The 17,201-nt window shown below is 75.0% G+C and carries 11 protein-coding genes; 3 read left to right on the top strand and 8 right to left on the bottom strand.

Annotated elements, in window-relative coordinates:
• Position 1: 1 nt before the first annotated feature.
• Positions 2-3,322, bottom strand: coding sequence for an AfsR/SARP family transcriptional regulator (locus tag ACIQD7_RS09030; protein WP_402440860.1), 3,321 nt, complete (start codon positions 3,320-3,322; stop codon positions 2-4).
• A gap of 305 nt (positions 3,323-3,627) precedes the next feature.
• Between ACIQD7_RS09030 and ACIQD7_RS09025 the strand changes: the two genes are divergently transcribed.
• The gene (locus ACIQD7_RS09025; RefSeq protein WP_402440858.1) at positions 3,628-4,080 is read left to right on the top strand and encodes a hypothetical protein; all 453 of its coding nucleotides are present in this window, start codon (positions 3,628-3,630) and stop codon (positions 4,078-4,080) included.
• Positions 4,081-4,442: 362 nt separating this feature from the next.
• On the opposite strand, the gene ACIQD7_RS09020 is transcribed toward ACIQD7_RS09025, so the two are convergent.
• Positions 4,443-5,138 (bottom strand): NADPH-dependent F420 reductase, encoded by a 696-nt coding sequence (locus ACIQD7_RS09020; RefSeq protein ID WP_276209179.1) that lies wholly within the window; start codon positions 5,136-5,138, stop codon positions 4,443-4,445.
• Between the two features lie 106 nt (positions 5,139-5,244).
• Between ACIQD7_RS09020 and ACIQD7_RS09015 the strand changes: the two genes are divergently transcribed.
• Positions 5,245-7,836: an MDR family MFS transporter gene (locus ACIQD7_RS09015; protein ID WP_402440857.1), complete on the top strand. Its 2,592-nt coding sequence runs from the start codon at positions 5,245-5,247 to the stop codon at positions 7,834-7,836.
• Positions 7,837-7,866: 30 nt separating this feature from the next.
• On the opposite strand, the gene ACIQD7_RS09010 is transcribed toward ACIQD7_RS09015, so the two are convergent.
• From ACIQD7_RS09010 to ACIQD7_RS08985, 6 genes are all read right to left on the bottom strand, one after another.
• Complete coding sequence (locus tag ACIQD7_RS09010; RefSeq protein ID WP_402440855.1) at positions 7,867-9,270, bottom strand: DEAD/DEAH box helicase; 1,404 nt, start codon at positions 9,268-9,270, stop codon at positions 7,867-7,869.
• A gap of 214 nt (positions 9,271-9,484) precedes the next feature.
• The gene (locus ACIQD7_RS09005) at positions 9,485-9,688 is read right to left on the bottom strand and encodes a cold-shock protein (protein ID WP_015031667.1); all 204 of its coding nucleotides are present in this window, start codon (positions 9,686-9,688) and stop codon (positions 9,485-9,487) included.
• Between the two features lie 217 nt (positions 9,689-9,905).
• Positions 9,906-10,736 (bottom strand): DUF817 domain-containing protein, encoded by an 831-nt coding sequence (locus tag ACIQD7_RS09000; protein ID WP_402440852.1) that lies wholly within the window; start codon positions 10,734-10,736, stop codon positions 9,906-9,908.
• Between the two features lie 104 nt (positions 10,737-10,840).
• Complete coding sequence (locus ACIQD7_RS08995; RefSeq protein WP_402440850.1) at positions 10,841-12,286, bottom strand: glyceraldehyde-3-phosphate dehydrogenase; 1,446 nt, start codon at positions 12,284-12,286, stop codon at positions 10,841-10,843.
• Positions 12,287-12,462: 176 nt separating this feature from the next.
• A complete protein-coding gene (locus ACIQD7_RS08990) occupies positions 12,463-13,494 on the bottom strand; it encodes a serine hydrolase domain-containing protein (RefSeq protein ID WP_402440848.1) in 1,032 nt (343 codons plus the stop codon).
• A 165-nt stretch (positions 13,495-13,659) separates the two neighbouring features.
• Entirely contained in the window at positions 13,660-15,465 is a 1,806-nt protein-coding gene (locus ACIQD7_RS08985; protein ID WP_402440846.1) for a VanW family protein, read from the bottom strand.
• Positions 15,466-16,107: 642 nt separating this feature from the next.
• Between ACIQD7_RS08985 and ACIQD7_RS08980 the strand changes: the two genes are divergently transcribed.
• The gene (locus ACIQD7_RS08980) at positions 16,108-17,142 is read left to right on the top strand and encodes a LacI family DNA-binding transcriptional regulator (protein ID WP_402440844.1); all 1,035 of its coding nucleotides are present in this window, start codon (positions 16,108-16,110) and stop codon (positions 17,140-17,142) included.
• Positions 17,143-17,201: the final 59 nt, after the last annotated feature.

The raw sequence follows: 17,201 nt of genomic DNA, 5'->3' as shown, positions 1-17,201 counted from the left end.
GTCAGGAACCCTCCCCCGGAGCCGGAGCCGGAGCCGGAGCCGGAGCCGGAGCCGGAGCCGGGCTCGGAGTCGGGGTCGGGCTCGGAGTCGGGGTCGGGACCGAGGGCGTGGCGCCGGCCAGCCCGTCGCGAGCCAGGCCGTACTCGTGCGGATGGCTGTCGGCACCGGGCAGGGCGAGGACGGCCTCGAACTCCCGGCGGGCCTCGGCGTGCCGCCCCGCGGCGGCGTAGGTGCCGCCCAGCCGGACCCGGACCTGCATCTCCAGCCACGTGCTGGTGTGCCGGGTCAGCGCGGACAGGGCCTCGTGGTGGGTGTCGACGGCCGGGCCCAGACGGCCCCGGGCGTGCTCGGCGGCGGCGAGCCGGGAGAGCGTCGCCGCCCGCAGCGGCGGGTCCTCGGCCTCGCGGGCCAGATCGGCCGCCCGCCGCAGCAGCCCGACGGCCTCCGCCGTCCGCCCCAGGGCCAGCTGCGCCTCGGCGACGAAGCACAGACTGCTGGCGACCGGACGGGGCCGGCCGCTCTTCTCGGCGAGCGCGAGGGCCGTGGTGTAGTCCTCCAGGGCCTCCTCGTATCGTCCCCGCCGATGGTGGATCGCGCCCAGGTTGCAGTGCACGACCCCGGTCAGCCAGTCGTCGCCGAGCCCGGCCGCCCGCTCCACCGCCTCCTCCAGCAGGGCCGTGCCCTCCTCGACGCGGCCCTGCGTCCACTCCGTGACCCCCATGCCGGCGACGGCCCGGACGCGGTCCCGGGGGTCGCCGTGGCCGGAGCCGTGGCGCAGCGCGTCCGCGAACCAGGAGTGCGCCTGCGGGAACCGTCCCCGGTGCACGTCGAGGAACCCCATGCAGTTGCGCAGCGACGCGGGCATCCGCAGGTCCGACGACCGGTCCGCACAGGACAGGGCAAGCTCCAGGGCGGCCCGGCACTCGTGGTGCTGGCCCTGCCCGAGCAGGTGGTCGACCAGCGCCTCCGCGATCCAGCAGGCGTGGTCGAACTCCCCGGCGGCGACCGCGTACGCCACCACGTCGACCAGCTCCCCGCCCGCCGCGCCCAGCCACGCGGACGCCTCCCGCCAGTCGGCGAACGGAGCGTCGCCGGCGTCCTCGGGCCCGGTGGGGAACGCGTCCGGGCCCCAGTCGGCGGCGAGCCGCCCGGCGGCCGTGTAGAGCCGCAGGACCGCGTCCCGGTCCGCCGCGGCCTCCTCGGGCGCCTCCCCGGCGAGCTGCCGCGCGTGGGCCCGTACGAGATCGTGCAGCCGGTACCGGCCGGGGTGCGGCTGCTGCACCAGGCTCGCGTCGACCAGGTCCTCCAGGACCTCCTCGGCGTGCCGCCGGGAGCGGCCCAGCATGACGGCGAGCACGAGGTCGTCGAACCGGGCCGTCGGAGCCAGGCCCACCGCCCGGAAACCGCGCCGCAGCCCCGGGGCGAGCTGGTCGTACGACAGCCGGAAGGCGGCCTCCACGCTGCGGTCCTCGGCCCGCAGCTCGCCGAGGCCCCGCGCGTCGTCGGACATCCGCCCGGCCAGGAACGCCAGGGTCCACGACGGGCGGTTCTGCAGCCGGGCGCTCGCGATGCGCAGTGCCAGCGGCAGTCCGCCGCAACGGCGGGCGAGTTCGCGGGCCGCCTCGGGCTCGCGGTCCGCCCGGTCCGTGCCGAGGAGCTCGCGGAGCAGCCCGACCGCGACCCCCGTGTCCAGGGGCTCCACGGTGAGCCGCACGTCGGCGTCGAGTCCCGGCAGGCGCTGCCGGCCCGCGACGAGGACCCGGCTCCCGGGTCCGGCGGGCAGCAGCGGACGGACCTGCTCGGCGCTGCGGGCGTCGTCCACGACGAGCAGCAGCCGCAGCCCGCTCGTGGCGGCCCGCCAGGCCGCGACCAGCTCCGTCAGGTCGTCCGGACCGTCCCCGTCCTGTGCGCCCCGCGGCTCGTCGGGGACACCGTGGCCCCGGTCGCGGACCGCGCGCAGCAGCCGGCGCAGGGCCCGCCGCGGGTCGACGGCCTCGTGGGCGGCGCCGTGCGCGTGCAGGTCCACGAACAGGCAGCCGTCGGGATGGGCGTCGGCCAGCGCCCAGGCGGCGCGCACCACCAGGGCCGTCTTGCCGACCCCCGCCGTACCGTCGACGGTCATCACGGACACCGCTCCCGGGGCCACCGGGGCGGTGAGCAGGGCGAGTTCCGCCTCGCGCCCGATCAGACAGGCGGTGTCGCCCGGGAGTTCGTTGCGGTGCCGGAGGGGGCGGCGCGGCCGGTCGGGGTGACGGGGGCGGCCGGGGCGCTCCTCGTGCCGGGGGCGGGGGAGACCGGAGGGGGCGGAGCCGTCCGCGAGGTGGTGCTCGCCGTCCGAGCTATCCGTACCGCTCGTACCGCTCGTACCGCTCGTACTGCCCGCACCGCTCGTACGGCCGAGGGGGCGGGGCGCGCCGTCGTGCCCGGACTCGCTCCCGGCGGCGGGCCGGTCTCCACCGCCGGAACCCTCATCGGACCTGGCGTCGCCCCGGGTCCCGCCCGCCCCGCCGAGCAGGAGTTCGTCGTCCCGCCGCAGGACGGCCCGGTGCACGCGGCGCAGCTCCTCGCCCGGCTCCACGCCCAGTTCGTCGAGGAGCCGGCGGCGCGTCTCCCCGTAGACGGCCAGGGCCTCGGCCTGCCGTCCGCTGCCGTACAGCGCGCGCATCCGCAGGGCGGCGAGCGGCTCGTCGTGCGGCGGGTCCTGCGGCGCCGCCATGAGCCCGTCCAGCGCCTCCGCGTGCCGCCCGAGCAGGACGAGGCACTCCGCCCGGTCCTGGAGGAGCGCGCGCCGCTGCCGGGCGAGGCGCTGCCGCTCGCTCCCGGCGAGGGGCCCGGGCAGTCCCGGCAGGGGCTCGCCGTGGAGCAGTTCCAGGGCCCGGCCGCCGTGGTCGAGCGCCGCGTCGAGGTCGCCCGCGGCCTTCGCCCGCCGGGCGCGGGCGGTCCGTTCGGCGAGTTCGGCGAGATCGGTCCCGGCCCCCTCGGGCACGAAGCGGTAGCCGCCGCGCCCGCCGAGGATCACCGACCCGCCGGGCCCGGCGTCCGGCGCGTCGAGCGCCTTGCGCAGCGCGTAGACGTAGCTCGGCAGGACCCGGTGGCCGGTCCCGGGCGGCTCGGCGCCCCAGACGTCGTCGAGGAGCCGCTCGTACGTCACGAAGGCCGGCGCGCGCAGCACCAGGGCGGCGAGGACCGCCTGCCTGCGCACCGGACCGAGGGCGATCCGCGTTCCGCCGCGCCGGGCCCGGACGGATCCGAGCAGGTCGATCCGCAGGCGTTCCTCCGCACCGGCCGGGGCTCCGCCCGGCCCCGTTGCCCGCTCGTCCACTTCGCGTCCCCGTGTCTTCCGTGCGCCCCGTGCCCGCGTAGTTCTTCAAGGTCCTTGCTTCAACAGGATTTCATCGCCCTTGCAACGCGGTGCGCCAGGGTTGGCCGAGTTGTGTCGGGTGCCCACGCATCGACGGGGGGCGGAGGTGCCGGGTGACGACGCACAGGGCGGGGCGGCAGTGTCGGCTGCCGCCCCGCGGCCGTCGCGGGACCGGACCACCGTGACGGTACGGATCGCGAACGCGGCCCGCCCTCCCCGCCGAACCGCCCACCGCTCCACCGTCGAACTGTCGAGAGAGGTCCCCCATGTCCTCGTCCCCGCCCCCGGACGCGTCCGGCGCGCGGCCCACCCGCCGTGGCGGCGGCTGGGAGCGCTACCGCGTCGCCCGTCCCTTCTCCGCCCGGGACCGGGTGGGCCTGTGGGGCGCGATCGCGGGCGTGATCGCCCTCGCCCTGCTCCTCGGCCGGGCGCTCGACATGAAGGGCGGCGTCGTCAGCGTCGCGGCGGTCCCCTTCGTCATCGGCTGGTACGAGAACCGGCGCACGGCGTTCCAGTTCGACGCGGCCGGCGCCCGGTTCGGCACCGCGCTGCTTCCGTGGAGCGACGTCCCCCAGTCCGTCGTGGCCGAACCGGCCCATGTCGCCGTCCCGCGCGCCGAGTTCGATCTGGCCAGAATGGTCCGCAAGGCGCGCGCGTACGCGCCCCCGGACGTGCGGATCGTGGTCGCCGACCCGTCCGGCGAACGCGCCGCGCACTGAATCGCATACCGCACCGAGCACCACACCGCGCACCGAATACCGCACCGCGCACCGGGTCCGGCCGGCGTGAAGAAGGAGAAAGACCGATGGAGCGCCCGCCGCGGCCCTGGTACGCGTCACGTCCGACGCCGACCGCACCCCGCGCCCCCGCGACCCCCGCCTCCGGGGACGCCGCGCAACTCGGCCTGTACGCGGGCACGTCGGCCTCCGCGCACGGCCGGATCGTCGTCGTACCCTCCCTCGTCGACGGCGCCGGCACCGGCGCGCCACGAGGTCCGCAGGGCGTCCTCCGCCCCGGGGGAGGCGCGAGCGGCCCGGCCCGGGACCGTGCGGTCCGCCGGGCCGGGCGCGGTGCCGCGCGCTCAGCCCCGGAAGGCGGCGGGGCGCTCGGGGGAGGCCTTGGCGAGGGCCTCGGTCACGGCGTCGACGCCCGCGCGCAGCCCGTACACGGGGGTGTCGGGCTGCTGCCGCCAGGAGTCGTCGATGCCGCCGGCGTCGACCGTGTCGAAGCCGAGTTCGTCGATGAGGGCGCGGACGGTCTCCTTGGCCGCCTCGTCGTCACCGGCGACCGGCAGGGCGATCCGCCCGGGGTCGCCGGCCGGGCGCGGCAGGTCGAGGATGTCCTGGGCGTAGGTGCCGTTGAACGCCTTGACGACGGGATGGCCCAGGTGCTTCTCCGTCCACCGGCTCTCGGTCAGGCCCTCGTCCTCGATGGCGGCGATCCGCCCGTCGCGCTCCCTCGGGTAGTAGTTGTTGGTGTCGAGGACGACGAAGCCCTCGGCGGCGCCGGAGAGGACGTCGCCGGGCAGGTCGGGGACGTTCTTCAGGGGGATGGTCACGACGACCAGTTCCGCGTCGCGGGCGGCCTCGGTGACGGGGACCGGGGTGGCCCCGGTCTCCTCGGCGAGCGCGGTGAGCGTCTCGGGGCCGCGGGAGTTGGCCACGGACACGTCGTGCCCGAGGGCCGTGAGACGACGGGTGAGGTTGCCGCCGATGTTGCCGGCGCCGATGATGCCGATCTTCATGACACGTCCTTCGTGAGCGCGGTGGGGGCGGATCCGGAACGGCCCGGTAGCGTGTCCCGGGTTCGTCCGGAGGGGCGCCGGTGAGCGCCGTGAACCCCCCGTCGGTGAAGAAGAACGTCACGACCCGGAGGTTTCTTCCGTGGAACAGCTGATGTCCGAGGACCCGGCCGCCATCGGCCCGTACCGCATCGTCGCCCGCCTCGGCGCGGGCGGCATGGGCCTGGTGTACCTCGGCCGCTCGGAGGCCGGGCGGACGGTCGCGGTGAAGGTGGTGCAGGCCGAGCACGCCCGGCACCCCGAGTTCCGCCGCCGGTTCGCGCGCGAGGTGGCGGCCGCCCGCCGGGTGGGAGGGGAGTGGACGGCGGCCGTGCTGGACGCCGACACCGAGGCGCCGGTGCCGTGGGTGGCGACCCAGTACATCGCGGGCCCCGACCTGACGACCGTCGTCGCCCGGGACTTCGGGCCGCTGCCCGAGCACTCGGTCCGCGTCCTGGCCCACCGGCTCGCCGTGGCCCTGGGGTCGGTGCACGGCGCCGGTCTGATCCACCGCGACCTGAAGCCGTCCAACGTCCTGGTGACGGTGGACGGGCCGCGCGTCATCGACTTCGGCATCGCGCGGGCCATGGACGGCCTCGCCGGGGACAGCCTGCACACCCGTACCGGGATGCTGATCGGCTCGCCCGGCTTCATGTCGCCGGAGCAGGTGCGGGGCCGCGAACTCACGCCCGCCAGCGACGTGTTCTGCCTCGGCGCCGTCCTCGTGTACGCGGCCACGGGGCGGCTGCTCTTCGGCGCCACGGAGACCGGGCTCAGCGCGCACCTCTTCCGGATCGCGGAGGAGGAGCCCGACCTCACGGGCGTGCCGGAGTCGCTCGTCGACCTCGTCCGCGCCTGTCTGGAGAAGGACCCGGCGCGGCGGCCCACGCCCGCCGAGGTCGCCGCCCGCACGGTGCCGGACCGGGACGAGGAGTGGCTCCCCGGCTCCGTCCTGGCCCAACTCGGGCGTCGCGCAGCCCAGTTGCTGGACTTCGCGCCGGAGGTGCGGGCGGTGGTGCCGGATCCGAGGATCCCGGCCGCGCCGGTCCCGCAGCCCCGCCCGGTCCCCGCCCCGCCCGCGTACGCGCCCACGACCCCGGCGGCGGGCTTCGGCCCCGCCATCGGTGCGGTGCCGGGAGCCCGGCCGGGCGCCTGGTCGGCGACTCCCACCGCCGCCGACGCTCCCGCGCCGTCACCCCGGCGCTGGTGGGGCCTGACGGCGGCGGTACTGGCCCAACTCCTCGTGGTCATGGGCGCGTCGACCGTCGACGCGGCCCTGCCGGCCATCAGTTACGACCTGGGGCTCGCCGCGAGCGGCCTGGGGCTGATGTACCTCGCCCACGCGCTGGCGTTCGGCGGACTGCTGATCCTCGGCGGACACGTCGCCGATCTCCTGGGGCGAGGGCGGGCGCTGACCGTCGGCTCGATCGGCTTCGCCGGGGCCTGCGCGATCGGCGCCACGGCGGGCGGCTCCGTCCAGCTCGTCGTCGCCCACGCCCTGCAGGGCGTGTTCGCCGCCCTGCTCTCGGCGGCGTCCCTCGCGCTGGTCTGCGGCGGGTTCACCGACCCGAGGGAGCGCGGCCGGGCCTTCGGGATCTACGCGGTGACCGTCGGCGGCGGCCTCGCGATCGGCGCGTACGCGTCCGGGCTGCTGGTCGACGCCCTCGACTGGCGGGGGAGCCTGTACGCCGCGGTGCCGCTCGCGGCGGTGGTGGCCCTCGTCGCGAGCCGCCTGTGGAACGACCGCCCGGACCGCGCCTCCGTACGGTTCGACGGGCTGGGCGTGCTGCTCGGCACCGGCGGGCTGCTCGCCCTGGTCTACGGCCTCCACACGGTCGCGGGGACGTACGGCTCCGACGGGCGCGGCTGGAGCGACCCGTGGACCGTCGTCCCGCTGGTGGCGGGCACGGTCCTGCTCCTGGCCTTCGCGGGGTGGCAGACCCGGACGGGCGGCCCGCTCGTCGCCCCGCGCGTCCTCGCGGACCGCCACCGCGCGGGCTCCCTGCTCGCCCTGCTCTTCGCGGGGGCGGGCGCGCTCACGCTGTTCCTGCTCCTGTCCCGTTACCTCCAGGGCTTCCAGTACCGCACCCCCGGGGCGGTCGGGCTCCTCCTGCTGCCCATGGCGGGCGGGGTCCTCCTCGGCTCCACCCTGGTCGCGGGCAACCTCCAGCACCGGCTGCCGCCCCGCCACCTGATCGCACCGGGCCTGCTGCTCGCCGCGGTCGGCACGGCGCTCCTGACCGGTCTGGACGCGGACACCTCGTACCTCCCGCTGCTCCTGCCCGCCACCCTCCTCGTCGGCCTCGGCCTCGGCCTCGCCCTGGGCCCGCTCCTCGCCACCGCCACCGGAACGGCCACCCCCTCCCACGCCGGAGGCACGGCGGCCACGGTCCTCACCGCCCACAACCTGGGCGGCTGGATCGCCTTCCCCCTCCTCGGCACCGTCCTCGCCGCCCTGATCCCGACCCGGATCGGCCCGGAGCAGAACATCCCGCAACCCCTGGTCGAGGCGGCGAAGAACGGCTTCCCCCTCACCGAGGACGACCTCCCGGACGCCCTGGCGGACTCCGTCGCCCAGCTCAACGCCGCCGTCCTCGACGGCTACTCCGTCGCCTTCTGGTGCGCGTCGGCCCTCCTGCTCCTGGCGAGCCTGCTCGCGGGCACGCTGATCACGACGCGGACCCCGGAGCGCTGAGGGGCGGACCGCTACGGCCCCCCGCCGGGGTCACCCGCCCCGGCGGACCTTCGCCGCTCGGCGGGCCTCGGCGGTCTGGCGGGTCTCGGCGGCGCGGCGGGACTCGTTCTTGGCGCGGCCCGGGCGGCCGGGGACCGTGCCGATGCCGCGGAAGGCGGCGCCGCCGCGCTTGGGGCCCTCCTGGGTGGGGGCGCTGCCGGCGACCGGGACGCCCGAGGGCTTGCGGGCGCCGGTGATGCGGGTCAGTTCGGCCTCGCCGGAGCGGACCCGGGTGACGTGGGGGCGGATGCCCGCGTCGGCCATGACGCGGGCCACGTCTCGGCGCTCCTCGGGGGTGACCAGGGTGACGACGACGCCGGACTCGCCGGCGCGCGCGGTGCGGCCGCCGCGGTGCAGGTAGTCCTTGCCGTCGGCCGGCGGGTCGACGTTGACGACGAGGTCGAGCGCGTCGACGTGGATGCCGCGCGCCGCCACGTTGGTGGCGACCAGGACCGTCACCTCGCCCGTCCTGAAGCGGTCCAGGGTGCGGGTCCGCAGCGGCTGGGACTTGCCGCCGTGCAGCGCCGCCGCCCGGACGCCGCTGCCGAGGAGGTGCTTGGTGAAGCGGTCCACGGCGTGCTTGGTGTCCAGGAACATGATCACCCGCCCGTCGCGGGCGGCGATCTCCGTGGCGGTGGCGAACTTGTCGGGGCCGTGCACGTGGAGCACGTGGTGCTCCATGGTGGAGACGGCGGCGGCCGACGGGTCGACCGAGTGCACGACCGGGTCGCTGAGGTAGCGCTCGACGAGCAGGTCGACGTTCCGGTCGAGCGTGGCGGAGAACAGCATCCGCTGCCCCTCGGCGCGCACCTGGTCCAGGAGCTCGGTGACCTGCGGCATGAAGCCCAGGTCGGCCATCTGGTCGGCCTCGTCGAGGACGGTGACCGCCACCCGTTCGAGCCGGCAGTCCTTGCGCTCCACCAGGTCCATGAGGCGGCCCGGCGTCGCGACCAGGACCTCGGCCCCGTCGCGCAGCGCGGTCGCCTGCCGGCCGATCGACATGCCGCCGACCACGGTCGCCAGGCGCAGCCTCAGCGCGGCGGCGTACGGGGCGAGCGCGTCGGTGACCTGCTGGGCCAGCTCCCGCGTGGGCACCAGGACCAGGGCGAGCGGCCTGCGCGCCTCGGCCCGGCGTCCGGCGGTCCGCACGAGCAGCGGAAGGCCGAAGGCGAGCGTCTTGCCGGACCCGGTCCGTCCGCGCCCGAGGACGTCGCGGCCCGCGAGGGCGTCGGGCAGGGTGGCGGCCTGGATCGGGAACGGCTCGTCGACACCCTGACGGCCGAGCACCCGGAGCACCTCGGCCGGCAGGCCGAGCTCGGCGAAGCCGGTGACCGGTGTCGAGGACGACGCGCATTCGTCCTTCCGGGCGTCGTCCGTACGGGGTGTGCTGTTCATGTGACCTTCCTCGAAACGGTGCGCTCCGAGGAATTCACGACGGGTCGTGGACCCGTGAATCATCGCGACGTACCGAAGGGCGTGTGCGGTACGGATCCGGACGCGCCGCGGGCGCGGCGAACGGCCTTCCGGTCCGTGGGAAATCCGGAAAACGCGACGGGCCGGTGTCCTCACCACACGGGTGAGGACACCGGCCGCGTCGGACGTGTCAACGTCAGGCGGGGAGGATGTTCTCCGCCTGCGGGCCCTTCTGGCCCTGCGTGACGTCGAAGGTCACCTTCTGGCCTTCCTGGAGCTCACGGAAGCCGGAGGTGGCGATGTTGGAGTAGTGGGCGAACACGTCCGGGCCGCCACCCTCCTGCTCGATGAAGCCGAAGCCCTTTTCCGAGTTGAACCACTTCACGGTGCCATTGGCCATGTCAATATCTCCTTCGGGGCGTAGCCCTGGGAACCGCACTGTGCGGAACCCGGAGTCGCCGTGATGATTGCCCCGTCCGGAAACTGCACCGAAAACAAATCAAGTGCCTGACGATGTCGAATCGTCGAAGGCACTTGTAAGTATTTGGGAACCACAACTGCAACTGACGTCGACTGTAGCACGTCGGCGGCTCCGGCGCGGGAAATCCACAAATCTCTCACCCGGGCGCGTCGAGAACAAATTTCCGGCCACCGCCCCGGCCACCGCCCTGGTCACCGTCCCGGACCCCGTCCCGCCCGCCGCCGCCCGCCACCAGGACGAAGGTGACGCTGATCAGCAGCGCCCACGCGCCGAACTTGGAGAGGGGGACGGGCTCCCAGCCGCCCAGCTGGTGCGGATAGCTCCAGGCGCCGACGTACGTGGCCGCGTTCTCCGCGACCCACAGGAAGAAGCCGATCAGGACGAACGACAGGGCCAGCGGCATCCGGTGCTCCCGGGCCCCGACCCGGAACCGCACCCACGTGCCCGCCGTCGCGACGAGCAGCAGCGCCGCCAGCGCCCAGCGCGCGTCGGGCAGCCAGTGGTGGCTGAAGAAGTTCACGTACACGGCGCCGGCGAGGACCGCCGTCACCCGGGGCCGGTAGCCCGTGAGCCGCAGGTCGAACAGGTGCCAGGCCCGGCACACGTAACTGCCCACGGCCGCGTACAGGAACCCGCCGTACAGGGGGACGCCGCCGAACTTCGTCAGCGCCTCCTCCGGGTAGCTCCACGAGCCCATCCGCACCTTGACCAACTCGAAGAGCAGACCGATGGCGTGGCAGCAGGCGATCACGGCGACGTCCCGGCCGGTGTCCCAGCCGAGCCGCCACGCGAGGAGCGTGAGCCCGATGCCGTACAGGAGGAGCAGGTCGTAGCGGGCGATCGGCAGGTCGGGCAGCAGCGTCGAGGCGGCGATCCCACCGACGAGCGCGACGGCGAAGGCGCAGCAGCGCACCTCCAGGACCGCGAAGCGCAGCAGCTGGCGTGTCCCGTGGACGAACGTCTTCATGGCGGGAGGGACGCCGGTGACCGCGCCTCCGGTTCGCCGCCCCGGGAACGGGAGCGCGCCGCACCCCGGCGGGGGGTGCGGCGCGCTCGTCGGCGTCGCGGAGGTCAGACCGCCGGAGACGGGAAGGTCGGGTACTCCACGCCGGAGACGTGCTGGACGACCCGGATGACCTGGCACGAGTAGCCGAACTCGTTGTCGTACCACAGGTACAGGATCGCGTTGTCGCCGTCGACCTTGGTCGCGCCGGCGTCGACGATCGACGCGTGGCGCGAGCCCACGAAGTCCATCGAGACGGCGTCGGGGGCCGTGGTGAAGTCGATCTGGCGCTTCAGCGGCGAGTGCAGCGAGACGTCGCGCAGGTACTCCAGGACCTCGTCGCGGGTGGTCTCGCGGCCCAGGCGCAGGCTCAGGATCGCGATCGAGACGTCCGGGACGGGGACGCGGATCGAGCTGCCGGTGATCGGGGCCTTCAGCTCCGGCAGCGCCTTGGCGACGGCCGAGGCGGCACCGGTCTCGGTGATCACCATGTTGAGCGGCGCGGAACGGCCGCGGCGGTCGGCCTTGTGGTAGTTGTCCAGGAGGTTCTGGTCGTTGGTGAACGAGTGGACGGTCTCCACGTGGCCGCGCAGCACGCCGTACTCGTCGTCCATCGCCTTCAGCGGCGGGACGATCGCGTTGGTGGTGCAGGAGGCGCAGGACAGGATCCGCTCGTCCGGCTTGACCGTGTCGTGGTTGACGCCGTGCACGATGTTCGGCACGTCGCCCTTGCCGGGCGCGGTCAGGACGACCTTGTCGATGCCGGGGCGCAGGTGCTTGGAGAGGCCCGCGCGGTCGCGCCACTTGCCGGTGTTGTCGATCAGGATGGCGTTCTCGATGCCGTACGCCGTGTAGTCGACCTCGGAGGGGTCGTTGGCGTAGATCACCTTGATGGTGTTGCCGTTGGCGACGATGGAGCTGTTCTCCTCGTCGACCGTGATCGTGCCCTGGAACTGGCCGTGGATGGAGTCGCGGCGCAGCAGCGAGGCGCGCTTCACGAGGTCCTGCTCACCGCCGCCGCGCACCACGATCGCGCGCAGTCGCAGGCCGTTGCCGGAACCGGCCTTCTCGATGAGGAGGCGGGCGACGAGGCGTCCGATGCGGCCGAAGCCGTAGAGGACGACGTCGCGTCCGTCGCGGCGCTCGATCTTGTTCTCACCGGTGGCGCCGGCCACGGCCTCGGCGGTGAACTCCGCCACCGAGAGACCGCGGTCGTCGCTCTTGTAGTCGGCGGCCAACATGCCGATGTCGATCTGGGAGGGGCCGAGGTCGAGGGTGGTGAGCGTCTGGAGGAAGGGGAGCGTCTCGGTGACCGACAGCTCCTCGCCGGCTATCTGCCGGGCGAAGCGGTGGGTCTTGAGGATGCTGACCACCGACTTGTTCACCAGGGAGCGGCTGTGGAGGAGGACGGTGACGTCCTGCTCCCGGTGCAGCTTCCCGATGATCGGGATCATCGACTCCGCGATCTCCTCGCGGTTCTTCCAGCTGGTGAACGAGTCGTCATTGACAGTCACAAGTTTATCTTTCGAGCTAGGCGGCGCTCATATGGTAACCCCCGGCCCGTTCGATCGATCAAGGGGTACGGGGTGTGACGAGGGCCCCTCCGTGCCCTGTTGACGGGACGGGGGCGGGGCGGAGGCGGGGCGGAGGCGGGGCGGGGGGCAAGACGGGGGACAGGACGGGCGGCCGGTCAGGAGAGGGCCAGGGTCCGGAAGGCGTCCCTGACCCGGGCCAGCGGTCCGGGATCGCGGGTGAGGTAGAGCCGGTTGGTCAGCAGGACGGCCCAGCGTCCCCGCGCGGGCGAGACCCACAGGCCCGTGCCGGTGAAGCCGAAGTGCGCCCAGACGTCGTCCGCCGGACCCGTGCCCGGCGCCGGGTGCCAGAAGAGCCCGCGCGGCGGGTCGAGCGGCCCGGTGCGCACGCGCAGCGATGCGGCGGTCCACGCGGCGGAGAAGGTGCCGGGCACCGGATCGAGCAGGTGGCGCAGGAAGCGGCCGATGTCCCCGGTGGTGGTGAAGACGCCCGCGATGCCGCAGGCCCCGCCGAGGAGCCGCGTCGAGAAGTCGTGGACGGTGCCCCGGAGCCGGGCGCCGCTCTCCTCGTCGTACTCCGTCGGCGCGCACCGCTCCCGGAGGGCGTCCGGCAGCGGCCCGTAGCGGGTGTCGGTCATGCCGAGGGGCGTCCAGACCCGGTCCCCGGCGAGCCGGGGGAGCGGCCGGCGCGTGAGGTGCTCGGCGAGGTAGCCGAGGACGAGGGCCGCCCGGTCGGTGTACGCGACGGCCTCTCCGGGCCGGTGCCGCAGCGGCTCGGACAGCACCCCGTCCCGTACGTCCTGCGGGTCGGAGCCGTACAGGTGCCGCAGGTTGGCGCGCAGCGGCAGGCCCGCCGTGTGGGTGAGGAGGTGGTGGGCCGTGACGTCGGCGAGCGGCCGCCCGGCGGCCTCCGGCCAGTACGAGCCGAGCGGGGCGGACGGGTCGAGCTTGCCGGCGTCGACGAGGGTGCCGGTCACGGCCCAGACGGCGAGGACCTTGGTGAGGCTCGCGACGTCGAAGAGGGAGTCGGGGCGCGTCGGTCCGGCGGGGTCCGCCGGGTCGAGGAGGCCGACGGCCCCGGCCGACAGGGTGGTGCGGGCGTCGCCCGCGGCCCACGCGGCGCCGGGCACGACGCCCGCGCGCACGGCGTCGCCGAGCAGCCGCTCGCAGGGGTCGGTGCGCTGTGCCAAGGCGGGCCTCCGGCGGATCGGCCGGCCCGCCGGGGGGGTCCGGGGCCCGGCCGGAAGGCCGCGCCCGGCCCGTGGTGTCCGGGGGCGTTCCCGGCGGGCCCCTGCGGGCCGCGCTCCGAAGTCATGCCCGGGCCGGACGGGAAGACACCCTTCCGGCGGCGCGCGTCAGCGCCCGTCGGCGATCTCCTGCGGAGTCTTCGCCGGGGCCTTCTCGGGGGTTTCCCCGCCGTCCACCGTGCAGGTCACCTCGTCGCGCGGGGTGTAGTGGGTCTTGAAGGTCTCCCGCTTGACCTCGGCGCCGCCGTTCTTGAACACCCGGTCCACCGAGATGTCGAAGCCCTCCAGCGGGGGCTGCGGCACGCAGGCCTTGCCGGTGCCCTCGCGCTTCGTCGGCTGCGTGAGGTGGGTGCGCGGACCGGCGACCGCCTCCACCGAGTCGTACTTCTTCGTCCCGAGGAAGCTCACGGTGACCGAGGAGTCCGTCGCGCTCGCCTTGATGTAGATCGGCTTGCCCGTGTCGTTGCGGAACTTCAGGTCCAGGCTGCCCCAGGCGACGGTCGCCTCGCGGCCGGCCGGGTAGCGCTCGATGTAGAAGGAGTGGGCGCCGTACTCGACGGGCTTCACCCCGGCGAAGAACATGGCGTTGAAGACGGTGGTGGCCATGGCGGACACGCCGCCGCCGGGCGCGGAGCGGTACTGGCCGTCGAGGATCATCGTGCCGTCGACGAAGCCGTTGTCCGGGGTGCGCTCGCCCACCGTCTTGTTGAAGCTCCACACCGCGCCGGGCTGCACGAGCGAGCCGTTGATCAGCTCGGCCGCCCGGCCGATGTTCGTCGTCCGGTACGGGGCCGAGGGGAAGTTCACCGTGAACGACGACATCTGCTCGGTGATGCCGAGGCGGGCCAGCGAGTCGGAGGTCAGGTCGGGCTGCGTGACCTTGGTGGCCACCGTGGCCGTACGGGCCGCGTCGCCGGTCTTGGTGAGCAGCGGGCGGACGGCGTCGCCGAGGGCCTTCGCGGTCACCTCGTGGCCGGGCCGGCCCTCCGACTCCACGACGACCTTGCCGTTCCGCACGCCGAGGGTGGACTGCGTGGGCGCGTTCGTCAGGGAGGAGAGCGGCCGTGCCACGTCCGGGTCGCGCAGCAGCGCGTCCGCGTCCAGGTTCCCGCTGAGGTGCCCGTCGTCGTTCTTCACGGTGAGGTGGTCGCTCAGGGTGGCGGGGGAGATCCGCAGGCGCTCGCTCCCCGCCGTGAGCGTCACGGGGCCGGAGAGGGCGGGCTTCGCGTACGTGTCGAGGAAGCGGTTCACCTCGGCGGCGGGCAGCTTCGGCTGGGTCAGGGCGACGGGGAGGGCGACCGGCGCCGCGCCCGTGGCGGCCGGGTAGGCCGCGCGGAGGGACTCGACGGCCCGGCCGGTGTCCAGCTTCCGGCCGGTGACCGGCTGGGTCGCGACGGCCTTCCCGTCGCGGAAGGCGACGGAGCCCTCGCGGACCGCGCGGTCGTTGCGCTTCGCGAGGTCGGCCACGGTGGCCTTCGCCTTGGCCTCGTCGTACGCGAAGACCGGCCGGAGGTCGCGCTCGCCGGAGGAGAAGAGGCGCCGGACGACGGTGACCGGGTCGCGGGAGGGGTCGGCCGCCTGCTCGGCGGTCTTCGCCACGTCCACGGTCAGCCCGGCGGCGGCCGGGTCCACGGTCGAGGCCTCGTCGCCGAGCCGCACGGGGATCGGCGCCTTCCACTCGGCCGGGGCCTCGGCGGCGAGTCTCGCCTCGGCCTGCGAGCGGCTCATGCCGCCGATGTCTATGCCGGCGACCCGGGTGCCGGCGGATATGTCGTCCCCGGTGGCGAGCAGGCCCGCACCGTACAGGCCGCCGGCGGCCACCGCGACCACGCCTGTCGCGATCGCGGCCGTCCGGAGACGCGGACGGCGCCCCTCGCGGGGCGTCGGGGCATGGTCGGTCGTGGAGCGGGGCACGCGCTCTCCCGGGGCGTCGAAGAGTAAGGGAACCCCACGACGGTACGCCGAAAGAGTGTCTTATGCACATAAGGCCGGTTTGACCTGCGGCAATACGGAGGGCGGCGGAGACGGTACGGAAAGTGGCCTCCGGACCTCCCGGCACCCCCGGCGGCGCGGTCCGTGCCGACGCCCGGAGCGGGTTCCGCCCCGGCCCCGCCCCGCGATTCGAGCCGGGCCCGGGCCGGGGATCGGGTGGTGCTGGGACGGGCCCGGAACGGAGGCCCGGACCCGGGATTCGGGAGGGGCCGGGACGGGACTGAGGCGGAGATCCGGACCCGGCTTCGGGCAGGCCTGGGACGGGGTTCCGGGCCGGGCTCCGGGCAAGGCCGGAGCGAGGGTGAGACGGGGGGCCCGGACCGGGCTCCGGGCAAGGCAGGGACGGGGCTCAGACGGGGATCCGGACCGGGGTTCGGGCAGGGCTGGGGCGGGGTCCGGACCGGGGTTCGGGCGAGGCCGGGGCAGGGGCCCGGACGAGGTCGGGGCGGGGCCCCGGGCCGGGCTCCGGGCCCTTCCCTCAGGCCCCGGGAAGCGCCCCGCCCCGCCTGATAGGTTCGCGGGCGACGCAGGCGGGGGCGACGGCCCGAGGGGGAGGAGCGGCACATGGCGGCGAGCGGGCGGCAGACCGGCAGGCCCACCCTGGAGGAGGTCGCCGCGCGTGCCGGAGTCGGCCGCGGCACGGTCTCCCGGGTCATCAACGGCTCCCCGAAGGTGAGCGAACAGGCCAAGGCCGCCGTCGAACGGGCCGTCGCCGAGCTCGGCTACGTCCCCAACCGGGCCGCCCGCGCCCTCGCGGGCAGCCGCACCGACGCCGTCGCCCTGGTCATCCCCGAGACCGAGGCGCGGCTCTTCGCCGAGCCGTACTTCCTCGACATCATCCGCGGTGTCAGCGCCGAACTCGCCGACGCCGACAAGCAGTTGCTCCTCACCCTGATCCGCAGCGAGCAGGAGCGGCAGCGCTTCGAGCAGTACCTCGCCGCGCAGCGCGTCGACGGCGTCCTCCTCGTCTCCGTGCACGACGACGACCCGCTGCCCGACCAGGTCCGCGCCCTCGGCCTGCCCGCCGTCCTCAACGGCCGCCGCTCCCAGGGCGAGAGCGTCGCCTTCGTCGACTCCGACAACACCGGCGCCGGCCGGGCCGCCGTCGCCCACCTCGCCGCGCGCGGCCGTCGCGCCGTCGCCACCATTACCGGACCGCTCGACATGTACGTCGCCCGCTGCCGCCTCGACGGCTACCGCGAAGGCCTCGCCGAGGCGGGGCTCGCCGCCGACGAGGGCCTCGTCGCGAACGGCGACTTCACCGAGGAGGGCGGCCGCCGGGCCATGCGGGAGCTCCTGGACCGCCGGCCCGGCCTGGACGCCGTCTTCGCCGCCTCCGACGTGATGGCGGCGGGCGCGCGGGCCGTCCTGCGCGAGGCGGGCCGCCGGGTCCCCGAGGACGTCGCCCTCGTCGGCGTCGACGACTCGGCCGTCGCCCGGCACATGGACCCGCCGCTCACCAGCGTGCGCCAGCCCATCGAGGAGATGGGCCGCGCGATGGCCCGCCTGCTCCTCCAGGAGATCGCCTCGCCCGGCGACCCCGACGACCAGCCCCGCCGGATGCTCCCCACCGAACTGGTGGTCCGCGCCTCCTCCTGAGGGTCCGGTCCGTCACCCCTGTGGCATGATCACGCCGACCCCGGCAGGGCGCCGGGGAC

The sequence above is a fragment of the Streptomyces sp. NPDC093071 genome, assembly GCF_044754545.1.
In the GTDB taxonomy this organism is placed as follows: Bacteria; Actinomycetota; Actinomycetes; order Streptomycetales; family Streptomycetaceae; genus Streptomyces.
The sequence above is the reverse complement of the archived record's forward strand: the minus strand, read 5'-3'. Positions and strand labels throughout refer to the sequence as shown.

Coding starts and splice junctions, on each gene's coding strand:
- ACIQD7_RS09010 (WP_402440855.1), bottom strand. CDS start 9,270: ATGAACAGCACACCCCGTACGGACGACGCCCGGAAGGACGAATGCGCG.
- ACIQD7_RS09000 (WP_402440852.1), bottom strand. CDS start 10,736: ATGAAGACGTTCGTCCACGGGACACGCCAGCTGCTGCGCTTCGCGGTC.
- ACIQD7_RS09025 (WP_402440858.1), top strand. CDS start 3,628: ATGTCCTCGTCCCCGCCCCCGGACGCGTCCGGCGCGCGGCCCACCCGC.
- ACIQD7_RS08980 (WP_402440844.1), top strand. CDS start 16,108: ATGGCGGCGAGCGGGCGGCAGACCGGCAGGCCCACCCTGGAGGAGGTC.
- ACIQD7_RS09005 (WP_015031667.1), bottom strand. CDS start 9,688: ATGGCCAATGGCACCGTGAAGTGGTTCAACTCGGAAAAGGGCTTCGGC.